Source organism: Brachybacterium sp. SW0106-09, from assembly GCF_001293905.1.
Classification (GTDB): domain Bacteria; phylum Actinomycetota; class Actinomycetes; order Actinomycetales; family Dermabacteraceae; genus Brachybacterium; species Brachybacterium conglomeratum.
Window position 1 is genome coordinate 1 of record NZ_BCAK01000026.1, and the last position, 12,888, is coordinate 12,888.

Consider the following 12,888-nt stretch of genomic DNA (forward strand, 5'->3'; position numbering starts at 1 on the left):
GCCGGCGTCGGCGCGGGGGGCCTCGGCCTGCGGCTCGGCGGTCGCGGCGGCGGCGCCACCGAACAGCATCGCCGCGGCCATCGCCGCTCCGGCCCCCGCGCGCCCGGCGCGGGAGACGGGGGTGACGGTGCGCATAGCACGGCGGTGGGTGTGGTGCACGGTGTTCGACACGAATCGCTCCCAGCCCCGGGCTCAGCCCCCGCGCGTGGTCACGTCTCGCACCCTGTTCTCCGGTGCGCGGTGGGGCTTCCGGAAGGGATGTCGCGGACCTCTGCGCCGCGACACGCCCTCGAGACTAAGGGCTGGTCGCGCCCTCGTCAGGATGACTGGAAGCTTCTGGGGAAGGGCTTGACGGAGGCTTTACCCGGCGGCGATCGGGGTCACGTGGAGCTGGTCGGCGTCGAGGTCGCCGAGCGCCACCTCCCCGCCCTCGGGGCCTCGGACGACGACGCTCACCCCCACCCGCTCCACTGCGAGCCGTGCGCCGGGAAGGATGCCATGACGTGCGAGTTCGCCGAGCAGGTCGACATCGCTCTGGAGCCGCTCGCCGATGCGCTCGAGGCGGACCTCGCGGCTCTGGCCATCCTCGACCGCGCCGCGCAGCTCCTGGACCGCAGAGGTCTCGTCTTTACCCTCGTCCGTGGCCCGGGTCTCCTCGATCCCGAGGGCCGCGAGGCCGGGGATCGGGTTCCCATAGGGGTCGACGTAGGGCGGGGTGATCTGGCGGGCGAGGCGCTTCTCGACCTCGAGGCTCATCACGTGCTCCCAGCGGCAGGCCTCCTCGTGGACGTGGGCGTAGTCCAGCCCGATCACGTCCAGCAGGTGCCGTTCAGCGAGGCGGTGCTTGCGCATGACGTCGGTTGCCACCTCGGTGCCCTCGGCGGTGAGGCGGATGCGCCGCTGGCCGTCGAGGTGGAGCAGCCCGTCGCGCTCCATCCGGGCGACCGTCTGGGAGACGGTGGGTCCGGAGTGCCCGAGCCGCTCGGCGATGCGGGCGCGCATCGGGGCGATGCCGGCCTCGTGGAGCTCGAACACCGTCTTCAGGTACATCTCGGTGGTGTCGATGAGATCTCCGGACACAGGCCCCTCCTCGGTCAGCGCGACTAGCGACGTCCAGCTTATCGGGCGCGCCGACGTCGGACGCCCCGTTCGCCCCGGGCCGAGCGGGGACGGCGTCGGACCGGACCGACGGATCCCCTGGTCGCGGCTCCCCACCCTGCCCTCACCCCAGCAGCCCCAGGAGATGGAGCAGCACCCCGAGGCCGTTGAGCAGGACGTGCGCGAGGACGCACACCCACAGCCGTCGCCAGCGCCGCCACATCAGGCCCAGCGCGATCCCGGTGGTGCCCTGCAGCGCGATCACCTGCGCGGCGCTCTCCCACCAGGCCCCTCCCCCGTGGCTGAGGACGTGCATGAGGCCGAACAGCAGCGAGGCGAGCAGCAGTCCGGTCCACGGGCCGAGCAGCGCCTCGAGGCGGGTCTGCAGGAAGCGGCGGTAGATGAGCTCCTCGCCGAGACCGGCGGTGATCGCGGTCGCCGTCGCCGCGATCAGCAGGACCTCGAGGCGCGGCCAGCTCGCGGGACCGCCCGAGGAGAAGGGGCCGACGGTCGAGAGCACGCCCAGCACGAGGGCGGGCAGTGCGATCACCGCCGCGCCGACCTCGGGTCGTCGGATCATGACCGAGGCGCCTCTGCGCCGGGCGGACAGCGCGAGCACGACCGACGGGACCAGCAGGAACAGCGCGGCCTTCACCAGCACGTAGTCCTCGCCCGTGGGCAGCAGCGGCACGAGCAGCGGGAAGGCGAGGACCAGGCCCAGCAGCACCGCCGTCTCGGCGCGCAGGGCGGAACCTCGCCGCACGCTCAGCTCCGCCGCGCCGCGCCCCCGCGGCAGCTGCACGGTGAGCGCCATCGCGGCCAGTGCCGGGACGAGCAGGAGCAGGACCGGCATCGGGGCGTAGCCGGGATCCCGGGAGACCACCACCCCGTCGGGATGGCGCCAGGCCGTCACCGCGATCGAGAGGACGAACAGCGCCAGCAGGATGCCGACGACGACGGGGCGGTCCGCGGGGGCGGGCCGGCCGCGGGGCGCAGGATCAGCGGCAGGGACAGCGCGATCCGCACCGGGTCCGCGAACGGAGGAGGAGGGTCGTCGAGCGGCAGCAGCGGTCATACCCTGATCCTGCCCCGCGTCTGCCCGACGGCGCCTCCTCCGCCCGGAGGAGATCCGCGTGCCGCTCCTGCGGTCCGGAGCGGATCAGCTGCTGCTGAGCCGCTCTCCTTCGCGCCGCACCGCTCCCCCGGGACGACGACGTGCCCCGGACCCGTGCGGGTCCGGGGCACGTCGGCCTCGCGTTGGGCGGGAGGGATCAGGCGAGCCGTCCGCCTGATCTCCTGCCGCTCGTGCCTCGCAGCACGTCGGTCAGGAGAGGCCCTTGATGATCTCGCGCATGAGATCGGCGGTCTCGGTGGGGGTCTTGCCCACCTTGACACCGGCGGCCTCGAGGGCCTCCTTCTTCGCCTGCGCGGTGCCGGCGGAGCCGGACACGATCGCGCCGGCGTGACCCATCGTCTTGCCCTCGGGGGCGGTGAAGCCCGCGACGTAGCCGACGACCGGCTTGGTGACGTTGGCCTTGATGTACTCGGCCGCGCGCTCCTCGGCGTCGCCGCCGATCTCACCGATCATGACGATGCCGGCGGTGTCGGGGTCGGCCTCGAAGGCCTTCAGCGCATCGATGTGCGTGGTGCCGATGACCGGGTCGCCGCCGATGCCGATGGCGGTGGTGAAGCCGATGTCGGCCAGCTCGTACATCATCTGGTAGGTCAGGGTGCCGGACTTGGAGACCAGGCCCAGCTTGCCCGCACCGGTGATGTTCGAGGGGGTGATGCCCGCGTTCGACTTGCCGGGGCTGATCAGGCCCGGGCAGTTCGGCCCGATGATGCGGGTCGTGCCCTTGGTCTGCGAGTAGTTGAAGAACTCGGCGGAGTCCTTGACCGGGATGCCCTCGGTGATGATCACCAGGAGCGGGATCTCGGCGTCGATCGCCTCGATCGCGGCGGACTTGGCGAACTTCGGCGGCACGAAGACCACCGAGACGTTCGCGCCGGTGGCCTCCATGGCCTCCGCCACGGTGCCGAAGACGGGCACCTCGGCGCCGCCCTCGAAGGACACGGACTGGCCGGCCTTGCGCGGGTTCACGCCGCCGACGATGTTCGTGCCGGAGTCGAGCATGCGCTGGGAGTGCTTCATGCCCTCCGAGCCCGTCATGCCCTGGACGATGACCTTGCTGTTCTCATCAAGGAAGATAGACATGTCGGGTGCTGCTCACTTTCCTGCGGCGGCGGCCTCGGCGACCTTCGCGGCGCCGCCGTCCATGGTGTCGGCCTGGGTGACGAGGGGGTGGGCGAAGTCCGCGAGGATCTTGCGACCCTCCTCGACGTTGTTGCCGTCGAGGCGGACGACGAGCGGCTTGGTCGCCGCGTCGCCGAGCTTCTTCAGGGCGCCGACGATGCCGTTGGCGACCGCGTCGCACGCGGTGATGCCGCCGAAGACGTTGACGAACACGGCCGAGACCTGCTCGTCGCCGAGGATCACGTCGAGGCCGTTGGCCATGACCTCGGCGCTCGCGCCGCCGCCGATGTCCAGGAAGTTCGCGGGCTTGACACCGTGCTTCTCGCCGGCGTAGGCGACCACGTCGAGGGTGGACATGACCAGCCCCGCGCCGTTGCCGATGATGCCGACCTCGCCGTCGAGCTTGACGTAGTTGAGGTCCAGGGCCTTCGCCTTGGTCTCCAGCGGGTCCTCGGAGGTGACGTCGACGAGCTCGGCGTGGGCCTCGTGGCGGAACCCGGCGTTGTCGTCCAGGGTGATCTTGCCGTCCAGCGCGACGATGTCGCCGGCGCCGGTCTTGACCAGCGGGTTGACCTCGACGAGGGTCGCGTCCTCCTCGCGGTAGACGTCCCACAGCTTCTGCAGCACGGGGGCGACCTTCGCGCCGGTCTCGGCGTCGAACTTCGCGGCCTCGACGATCTCCTTCGCCTTGGCCTCGTCGATCCCGACGTTGGGGTCGACGGCCACGCGGGCGAGGGCCTCGGGCCGCTCGACGGCGAGCTGCTCGATCTCCATGCCGCCCTCGACCGAGCACATGGCCAGGTAGTTGCGGTTGGCGCGGTCCAGCAGGAGCGAGAAGTAGTACTCCTCGGCGATGTCCGCACCGGCCGCGATCATCACGCGGTGCACGGTGTGGCCCTTGATGTCCATGCCGAGGATCTCGGAGGCCTTCTGCTCCGCCTCCTCGGGGGACTTGGCGACCTTCACTCCGCCGGCCTTGCCACGGCCACCGGTCTTCACCTGGGCCTTGACGACGACGACCGGGGTGCCGAGCTTCTCTGCGCCGGCCTTGGCGGCTGCGGGGTCCTCCGCGACGACTCCTCCGAGCACGGGCACGCCGTGCTTCTCGAAGAGATCGCGGGCCTGGTACTCATACAGGTCCACGGGGTGCTTTTCCTCTCGATGTCGGCAGTGGGCGGCAGGCCGCACTGGCCTCGATGCCACCCCTGGGAACACCGCCAGGGTAACGCGTCCGCAGGCTCAGGCGGTCACGGGCCATGGCAGGGAGAGGACTGTGGCGGGACTCTCATACCGTCCGGCTCGCGTCCAGGCGCCGCGTCTACGATGGGACGATGAGCCGCCGTTCCCGCAGCCTCGTCCAGCGCGTGCGAGACCACCTCGGATTCAGCATCGTCGCCATCGGGGTGCTGTTCATCGTGCTGCGCCTGCTGGGCATGCGCTCGACCCTGGGCGGCTTCGTGCTGTCCGTGGGCATCACCCTCGCGCTGAACGTCGGCCTGTCGTACTACTACGAGCGCCGCGCCCGGAACCCGCGCCCGCAGCGGGAGCCCCGCGGCGGCGGGGACATCCGCTTCCGCGAGGACGACCGGCGCCCCCGGGACGACCGGCGCATCGAGCACCTGGACCCGCGGGACCGCGGCGACTGGCACCGCTGAGGCGAGGAGAGCCATGGCCGACTGGAAGACCTACGTGAAGGCGGCGCGGAACACCGCCCGCAAGCAGGCCCCTGCCGCGAAGGACGCCGCCCGGCGGGCCGGCGACCGTGCCGGCGGCTATGCACGCGCCGCCGGGCGCGCGGTCGACGAGGGCTGGCGCGAGGACGGACGCCGTGCGTCGACCGGAGCCGACGAGCGCGACGCGTACCGCGAGCGCGACGTCGATCGGGACCGGGAAGCCCGTGGGGAGCGGGAGGACGAGCATCGCTCCGCCGATCCGGAGGGCCGGCGCCGCTCCGCCGATCCGGAGGGCCGGCGCCGCTCCGCGGACCGGGACGGCGGGACCCGCACCGCTCAGCGCCCCCGCCCCTCCGGCGAGGAGCTGCGTCGCGAGGCCGCCGCGTACTACGCCGTCGCGAGCCGGCACGTCGAGCGCGCGAACATCTTCCCGCGCATCATGCGCGCCCTGCGCGACGCCCTGCTGATCGGACTCTCGCTGGTGGTGATCTGGGCGGTGCTCGCCGCCGCCGGGATCCCGATCCCCTTCACCACCGTGTTGATCGCCGTGGGGCTGATCGTGGTGGTGAGCTTCGGGGCGGGCCTGTACGCGCAGTGGAAGCGCAGCAGGGAGCGGCTCGACCAGGCCGAGGATCCCCGCGACCGCTGAGCACGCGTCGAGCGCTGCGCGCACCGCTCCCGAGTGAGCATCGGTCCGCCCCGCCCGGGACACGTGACGACGAGACCGTGACGCGGTGGCCCGAGCGGCCGAGCGCTGTGCCGTGACGTCGGGACCATGGCCTGACAGGGCGTCGTCGGCCCGTCCTAGTCTGGAACGGTCCCTGCCCGTCCCCGACCGGTCGCCCGCCGCCCGGACCGGGATCACGCCTGAGGTGGTCCTGCACCGTGCCGTCCTCCCCTGTCCCGTCGGCTCCCGGGCCGTCATCCTCCGAGCCGTCCTCCCCCGCTCCTGACCCTCGTCCCTCCAGGCGCTCCCCCGCCACCGGGCGCGGTGCCTGGCACCGGCGTGCCGCCCGCCCCGTGATGGGCTGGATGCTCGCGCTGGTCGTGGTGGTCCTGGTGCACCAATGGCTGCCGCAGGCTCGCTGGCTGATGGTCCACATGGTCACGCTGGGCCTGATCACCACCTCGATCATGGTCTGGGGGCAGCACTTCGCCGAGGCGCTGCTGAAGACCCGCCTGGGCGAGGAGTCCCGCCCGCGTCAGCTGGCGAGGCTGCGGCTGCTCACCGCCGGGGTGGTGGCGACGATCGCCGGAATGCTGCCGGGATGGCCGTGGCTGGTGGTGCTCGGTGCGCTGGCGGTCTCCGCGGCGCTCCTCTGGTACGCCGCCGCGCTCGGCGCGCAGATCCGGGCCGCGCTCGCGCCGCGCTTCGCGTTCACGGTCCGAGCGTACGTCGCCGCGGCCTGCCTGCTTCCCGTCGGTGCGATGCTCGGCGCGGTGATGGCGTTCAGCCCGGGCGAGCCCTGGCAGGGACGGCTGATGCTCGCCCACCAGATCGTGAACGTGCTGGGGTTCGTGGGTCTGACGGTGACGGGCACGCTGCTGACCCTGTGGCCCACCGTGCTGCGCACGCGCATCGAACCCGCCGCGGCGACCCGGGCCGCGGGCGGGCTGCTGGGCATGTTCCTGGCCGTCCTCGGCGCGGTCGCCGGGGCGCTGATCGGCTCGACCCTGCTGGGCTGCGCGGCGCTGCTCGCCTATCTCGGCTCCTTCGCCTGGGTCGCGGCGACGCTCGTGCGGGCCGGGGTGCGCGGCGTGCGCCAGGAGCGCCGGGTGCCGCTCGCCCCGTTCCCGATCCTGTCGATCACCGCGGGGACGGGCTGGTTCTCGCTGACCACCGCCGGGCTGCTGGTGATGTGGTGGCGCTCGGCCGATGCGCAGATGGCGACCTCCCTCGTCGCCGCCGACGTGCAGCAGCTCACCGTCCCCTTCGTCGCCGGCTTCCTGCTGCAGGTGCTGCTGGGGGCGATGAGCCATCTGCTGCCGGTGACCCTCGGCGGCGGCCCCCGCGCGACGACGGCGGCACTGGCGGTGATGAGCCGCGGCGCGGTGCTGCGCGTGGTGGCGTACAACCTCGTCGTAGCGCTGTTCGTGCTCGCCGAGCGGGGCACGGCCGGCTCCGGGGCGCTGTTCTCCGCCCTCACGCTCGGCACCGCGGAGGTCGCGGGCTTCGGCTCGCTCTCCCGGGTGGTCCTCTCCCTGCTCGGCTTCGCGGTGCTGGTGAGCTTCGTGGTGCTGCTGGTCCTCGCGGTGCGGACGAGCTCGCGGCTGCGCGGCACCGCCGTGCCGCTGCCGACACCGAGCCGCCCCGAGGCCGCCGCATCGGTCTCCCCCGCGCGCAGCGAGCTGCCGTCGCCGTCGGTCGGCCCGTCGCCGTCGGTCGGCCCGCCGCCGTCCGTCGGCCCGCCGACGGGGTCCAGGACCGGGCCCGCTCCCGCCGCCGCAGCGCCCATGGACCGACGCGCGCTGACCGGCGCGCTGCTGGGCCTCGGCTCCGTGCTCGGTGCGACCGCGCTCGGCGGCTCCCTGGACCGCTCCCAGGGCTCGATCCCCGACGTCGCCGGCACCGCGGGCGGCACCGCGGGCGCCGCCGCGGTGACGCCCACCGGGGAGAGCACCACGATCGCGGTCTCGATGGCGGAGATGCGGTTCACGCCCGACCGGCTCGAGGTCCCCGCCGGGAACACGCTGGTCATCGAGCTGAGCAACGACGATCCGCACGACGTGCACGACCTCGTGCTCGCCACCGGCGCGACCTCGGGGCGCCTGCAGCCGGGAGAGTCGCGGGTCCTCGACGGCGGCGTGGTCGCCCATGACATGGAGGGATGGTGCTCGATCGTCGGCCATCGCGCGATGGGCATGACGCTGAGCATCGTCGCGACCGGTGCCGCGGCGGGCACGGCCGCCGACGCGGGCGCCGTGGCCGCGGCGTCCGGGCCCGACGAGCTCACCCCCGTGGACGCCGACATGATGGCCGCCCCCGGACCGGACGTCGCCGTGCGCGACGCCCGCCTCCCTGCCGCGACCGGTCCGCAGCAGCGGGTCACCCTGGAGGTCGTCGAGGTCGCCGCCGAGATCGCACCGGGCGTGACCATGGACGCGATGACCTACGGCGGCGCCGTCGTCGGGCCGGTGCTGCGCTCCGAGCTCGGGGCGCGCCTGACCGTCGACCTGGTCAATCACGGGTCGATGGGGCACTCCCTCGACCTGCACGCGGGCCGCGTCTCCCCCGACCAGGCCATGCGCACGATCCCTCCGGGCGAGCAGCTGGAGTACGCGATCACCACCGACCATGCCGGGATCTGGCTCTACCACTGCTCGACCACGCCGATGTCGGTGCACCTGTCCGCCGGGATGGTCGGCGCGCTCGTGGTCCCGCCGCCGGAGCTCGCGCCCGTCGAGCGGGAGTACGTGCTGGTGCAGTCGGAGCACTATCTCGTGCCCGTCGGCGCCCCCGGCTCCGAGTCGACGACGCACGAGGGCGCCCTGCCGGTGAGCCCCGCGAAGATCGCGGCCGAGCGCCCCGACCTCACGGTCTTCAACGGCCACGCCACCCAGTACGTCCACTCCCCGCTCGAGGCGAAGGTGGGCGAGCGGGTGCGGCTGTGGGTGCTCGCCGCAGGCCCGTCGCGCGGGATCTCCTTCCACGTCGTCGGCGGGGTGTTCGACACCGTCTTCAAGGAGGGCGCCTATCTGCTGCGTCCCGGGGACGGGGAGGGCGGCGGGGCGCAGGCGCTCGACCTCGCCGCGGCCCAGGGCGGGTTCGTGGAGCTGGTCTTCGACGAGCCCGGCACCTACACCGCCGTGAACCACTCCTTCGTGGAGATGGAGCGCGGCGCTCGCGCCCTGATCCGCGTCACGGCCTGAGCATTCCCGCGGCCGCGCACCGTCCGTGGCCGGACGTCGCCCGTGCGCTGCCGGACGCCCGCCCCTCTCGGAGAGACGGAGGTGCTCGGAGCGGGCGTGGCCGCGGGATACCGTCGGCCCCATGCAAGCACCGCCTCCCTCCTCCGGCCTGCACCACCTCGAGCTCTGGACCGCGGACCTCGCCGTCTCGGAGCCGGCCTGGCACTGGCTGATGACCACGCTGGGCTGGCGGGCCGGGCGCGTCGAGGGCTGGGAGCTCGGGCGGATCTGGCGCCACGCCGACGGCTCCTACCTCGTCCTCGAGCAGTCCGAGGACGTGCGCGGCGAGCGCGCCGAGCGGCGCGCCCCGGGCATGAACCATCTCGCGCTGCGGGTGCGAGACCGCGAGCTGCTGAACCGGGTCCGACGGCAAGGGCCCGGGCACGGCTGGCGGGAGCTGTTCGCGGGGCACTACCCGCATGCGGGCGGCGGGGACCACACCGCCTGGTACGCGGAGGACCCTCACGGCATCGAGGTCGAGCTGGTCGCCGGCCCCTGACCGCCGCGGCCCGCCCCTGCGGCGCCCGGTGCTCGGCCCGCGCGCCGCGCTGCTCGGAGCTCGCGTCCGCGCGCCGATCTGCTCAGAGCTTGGTCAGCGGGGCGTAGCGCAGCAGCAGGCGCTTGCGGCCGTGGGGATCGCGGAACTGGACCTCGACCTGCGTCTTGTCGCCCTGCCCGGAGACCTCCGCGACCGTGCCCATCCCGAAGGAGTCGTGGGTGACGCGGTCGCCGACGGCGAGCTGCGGGAGCTTGTCCGTGGGCGTCGCTGTGCGACCGGAGCCGAAGCTGGGGCGCTTCACGTCGGAGCGGCCGCCGCCGACCCCGCCGCTGAAGGACGGCCCCCGACCCCCGCCGCGACCGCCGCCGAAGCCGGAGCCGCCGGAGAAGCCTCCGCCGCCGAACCCGGCGCCGCCGAGGGTCGAGCCGGCGCGCGCCACGTCCAGGACCTCCTCCGGCACCTCGTCGAGGAAGCGGCTGGCGGGCATGTACTGGGACTGGCCCCACATCGAGCGCATCTGCGCGCGGGTGAGATAGAGCTTCTCGCGGGCGCGGGTGATGCCCACGTAGGCCAGTCGCCGCTCCTCCTCGAGCTCGTCGGGATCCTGGAGCGTGCGGTTGTGGGGGAAGGTGCCGTCCTCCATGCCGGTGAGGAACACGACCGGGAACTCGAGACCCTTGGCGGTGTGCAGAGTCATGAGGGTGACGAACTGGTCCTCCTCCCTTGGCAGCTGGTCGGCGTCCGCGACGAGGGAGACCTTCTCCAGGAAGCGGTCCACGAGGCTCGCCTCGGGATCGTCCGGCGCGGTCAGCGCCGCATCCGGGCCGATGTCGCCGCCGACGGGGTCGGAGGCGGGGGCCGCTCCGGCGACGACCGCGCCGGACGCCTCGGCGACCGCGTCCGCGGAGCCCGCCGCGACTGCGTCCGCCGGGCTCTCAGCGGCTGCGCCGACCTCGGTCTCGGCGGCGCCCTCCGCGCCCCCGACCGCGGCGGCGTCGCCCTCCTCGTCCTCCATCTCGCTGGCGAGCGCGTCGAGCTCCTCCATCTGCGCCTCGAACTCCGCGGCCACGCTGATCAGCTCGGCGAGGTTCTCCAGGCGGGACTCGTCCTGCGGGTCGTCGCTGCCCTGCAGCTCGGCGTAGTAGCCGGAGCGGGTGAGGATCGCCTCAAGCAGCTCGGCGGGGCCGTCGCCGCGCTCGGCCATCGCCTGGAGGTCCTCGAGCATCGCCACGAAGGTGCGCACGGCGTTCAGCGAGCGGGTCGCGATGCCCGGCGCCTCCTCCGCGCGGCGCAGCGCCTCTCCGAAGCCGATCCGGTCCCTCTCGGCGAGCATGGCGATCGCGGCCTCGGCGCGGTCGCCGATCCCGCGCTTGGGGACGTTGAGGATGCGGCGCAGGTTGATCTCGTCGGCGGGGTTGGCGAGCACCTGCAGGTAGGCGATCGCGTCCTTGATCTCGCGCCGCTCGTAGAAGCGCGTGCCGCCCACGACGCGGTACGGCAGGCCCACGCGGATCAGCTGGTCCTCCAGCGCCCGGGACTGGGCGTTGGCGCGGTAGAAGATCGCGATGTCCCCGGCGCGGCGGCCGTCGTCCACGAGCGCGTCGATCTGGCGGCCGATGTAGCGGGCCTCGGACTGCTCGTCGTCGGCGACGTAGAGGGTGATCTGCTCCCCCTCGCCCTGGTCGGTCCAGAGGTTCTTCTCGCGGCGGCCCTGGTTCTCCTCGATCACCGCGTTCGCGGCGGTGAGGATGTTCTGGGTCGAGCGGTAGTTCTGCTCCAGCACGATGGTGCGCGCGGAGGGGAAGTCCTGCTCGAACTCGATGATGTTGCGGATCGTCGCCCCGCGGAAGGCGTAGATCGACTGGTCGGAGTCGCCCACCACGGTGAGATCGGCGCGCGGGTCCTCCCCCACCAGCTCCCGCACCAGCTGGTACTGGGCGGTGTTGGTGTCCTGGTACTCGTCCACCAGCAGGTGGCGGAAGCGGCGCCGGTAGCCCTCGCGGATCGCGGGGTTCTCGCGCAGCAGCGCGACGGTCAGGCCGATCAGGTCGTCGAAGTCGACGGCGTTGGCCTGGCGCAGGCGCTCGGTGTAGTTCGTGAAGATCTTCGCGAGCGTCTTCTCGAACGGGTTCTTCGCGCTCTCGGCCTGATCGGCGAAGTCGATCGGGTCCACGAGGTCGTTCTTCAGCGTCGAGATGCGGGAGGCGAGCGCGCGGGGGGCGTGCTTCTTGGTGTCGAGCTGGAGGTCCTTGGCGATCGTGGTGATCAGGCGCAGCGAGTCGGCGCTGTCGTAGATCGTGAAGGAGCTCTTCAGCCCGGCCGCGGCGGCGTCGCGGCGCAGGATGCGCACGCAGGCGCTGTGGAAGGTGGAGACCCACATGGAGCGGGCGGCGGGGCCGATCAGCTCCTCGACGCGCTCGCGCATCTCGGCGGCGGCCTTGTTGGTGAAGGTGATCGCGAGGATCTCGCCGGGCAGCGCCTCGCCGGCGCGCAGCAGGTGGGCGATGCGGCGGGTGAGCACGCGGGTCTTGCCGGAGCCGGCGCCGGCGACGATCAGCAGCGGGCTGCCCCGGTGCTCGACCGCCTCGCGCTGGGCGGGGTTCAGCCCGTCGACGAGCTCGGCGAGGGCGGGTGAGTCCGCCGGGACACGCCGACGGGACGGCGCCGGGGCGGCGACGGGCGCGGGCTCCTCCCGCGGCGGCTCGTCCTCGTAGGGCGGCTCCTCCTCGTACGGGGGCTCCTCGTGCTCGGGCAGCGGCTCGCGGTCGAGCAGGTCCGGGGCCTCCTCCTCGTGGTGCGGCTCCTCGCCGTCGGTGCGTCCGTCGGCGCGAGCGTCGTCGTCGGCCGCGGCCCGGGAGGGCGAGGTCGAGGGCGTCACCTGCACGCCGTCCAGGCGGCGGAAGGCGTCGGGCAGCGAGAGGTCGTCGAAGAGTGAGCTCATGAGGCCTCCAGGATAGGCGCGGGGCCCGACAGCGGGTGCGCTGCCGGGCCCCGTGGGGACGGAGGGTCGCGGTGGAGGGGAGGTGGGCTCCCCGTCGCCGCGCGCTCCGCCCGCGGCTCCGTCGCTCCGCGGGAGGCTCCCCGCGGGGAGCGGATCAGACGAAGACCGCCACGACGATGTTCGCGATGATCGCGGTGGGGATGCCGAACCAGACGGCCGAGGGGGTCTCGGCCTGCTTCCTGTTCGCGATGTAGGCGAGGACGGTGGCGACTATCGCCAGGAGCAGCTTGATGCCGAGCTTCATGTGGTTCGGGTCGCCGCCGATGGAGACGAGGGCGGCCAGGACGATGCCGAACACGAGCGCGGCCGCGGTGGCATGGGCCATCCCCTTGTTCGGGACGCGGGTGCGGGCGGAAGCGACCCAGGTGCCGAGCGCCACGGCCCAGCAGATCATGTGCAGCACGACGAAGAGCGAGATCAGAAAGGACATGACACCATGTTAGATCCCGGGCCT

10 protein-coding genes are annotated in these 12,888 nt (G+C 73.0%); 4 read left to right on the top strand and 6 right to left on the bottom strand.

Annotation, left to right across the window (positions count from 1 at the left end; translation table 11 throughout):
* Positions 1-360 precede the first annotated feature (360 nt).
* The 4 genes from Y09_RS11685 to sucC form a co-directional block, all read right to left on the bottom strand.
* Complete coding sequence (locus Y09_RS11685; protein ID WP_053917876.1) at positions 361-1,080, bottom strand: metal-dependent transcriptional regulator; 720 nt, start codon at positions 1,078-1,080, stop codon at positions 361-363.
* Between the two features lie 142 nt (positions 1,081-1,222).
* Positions 1,223-2,173, bottom strand: coding sequence for a CPBP family intramembrane glutamic endopeptidase (locus tag Y09_RS11690; RefSeq protein ID WP_053917877.1), 951 nt, complete (start codon positions 2,171-2,173; stop codon positions 1,223-1,225).
* A 249-nt stretch (positions 2,174-2,422) separates the two neighbouring features.
* Positions 2,423-3,313: a succinate--CoA ligase subunit alpha gene (gene sucD, locus Y09_RS11695; protein ID WP_053917878.1), complete on the bottom strand. Its 891-nt coding sequence runs from the start codon at positions 3,311-3,313 to the stop codon at positions 2,423-2,425.
* A gap of 12 nt (positions 3,314-3,325) precedes the next feature.
* Entirely contained in the window at positions 3,326-4,495 is a 1,170-nt protein-coding gene (gene sucC, locus Y09_RS11700; protein WP_053917879.1) for an ADP-forming succinate--CoA ligase subunit beta, read from the bottom strand.
* 188 nt (positions 4,496-4,683) lie between these two features.
* On the opposite strand from sucC, the gene Y09_RS11705 reads away from it, so the two are divergent.
* The 4 genes from Y09_RS11705 (at position 4,684) to Y09_RS11720 (ending at position 9,433) form a co-directional block, all read left to right on the top strand.
* Positions 4,684-5,007 (top strand): hypothetical protein, encoded by a 324-nt coding sequence (locus tag Y09_RS11705; protein WP_010551239.1) that lies wholly within the window; start codon positions 4,684-4,686, stop codon positions 5,005-5,007.
* 13 nt (positions 5,008-5,020) lie between these two features.
* On the top strand, positions 5,021-5,674 hold the full coding sequence (locus Y09_RS11710) for a hypothetical protein (protein ID WP_053917880.1): 654 nt from the start codon (positions 5,021-5,023) through the stop codon (positions 5,672-5,674).
* A gap of 374 nt (positions 5,675-6,048) precedes the next feature.
* A complete protein-coding gene (locus Y09_RS11715; protein ID WP_053917881.1) occupies positions 6,049-8,895 on the top strand; it encodes a multicopper oxidase domain-containing protein in 2,847 nt (948 codons plus the stop codon).
* Between the two features lie 121 nt (positions 8,896-9,016).
* On the top strand, positions 9,017-9,433 hold the full coding sequence (locus tag Y09_RS11720) for a VOC family protein (protein WP_053917882.1): 417 nt from the start codon (positions 9,017-9,019) through the stop codon (positions 9,431-9,433).
* A gap of 82 nt (positions 9,434-9,515) precedes the next feature.
* On the opposite strand, the gene Y09_RS11725 is transcribed toward Y09_RS11720, so the two are convergent.
* Both Y09_RS11725 and Y09_RS11730 read right to left on the bottom strand, forming a co-directional pair.
* Positions 9,516-12,374, bottom strand: a complete 2,859-nt coding sequence (locus Y09_RS11725) for a UvrD-helicase domain-containing protein (RefSeq protein ID WP_053917883.1) — start codon at positions 12,372-12,374, stop codon at positions 9,516-9,518.
* Between the two features lie 154 nt (positions 12,375-12,528).
* Positions 12,529-12,864: a hypothetical protein gene (locus Y09_RS11730; RefSeq protein WP_053917884.1), complete on the bottom strand. Its 336-nt coding sequence runs from the start codon at positions 12,862-12,864 to the stop codon at positions 12,529-12,531.
* Positions 12,865-12,888 lie beyond the last annotated feature (24 nt).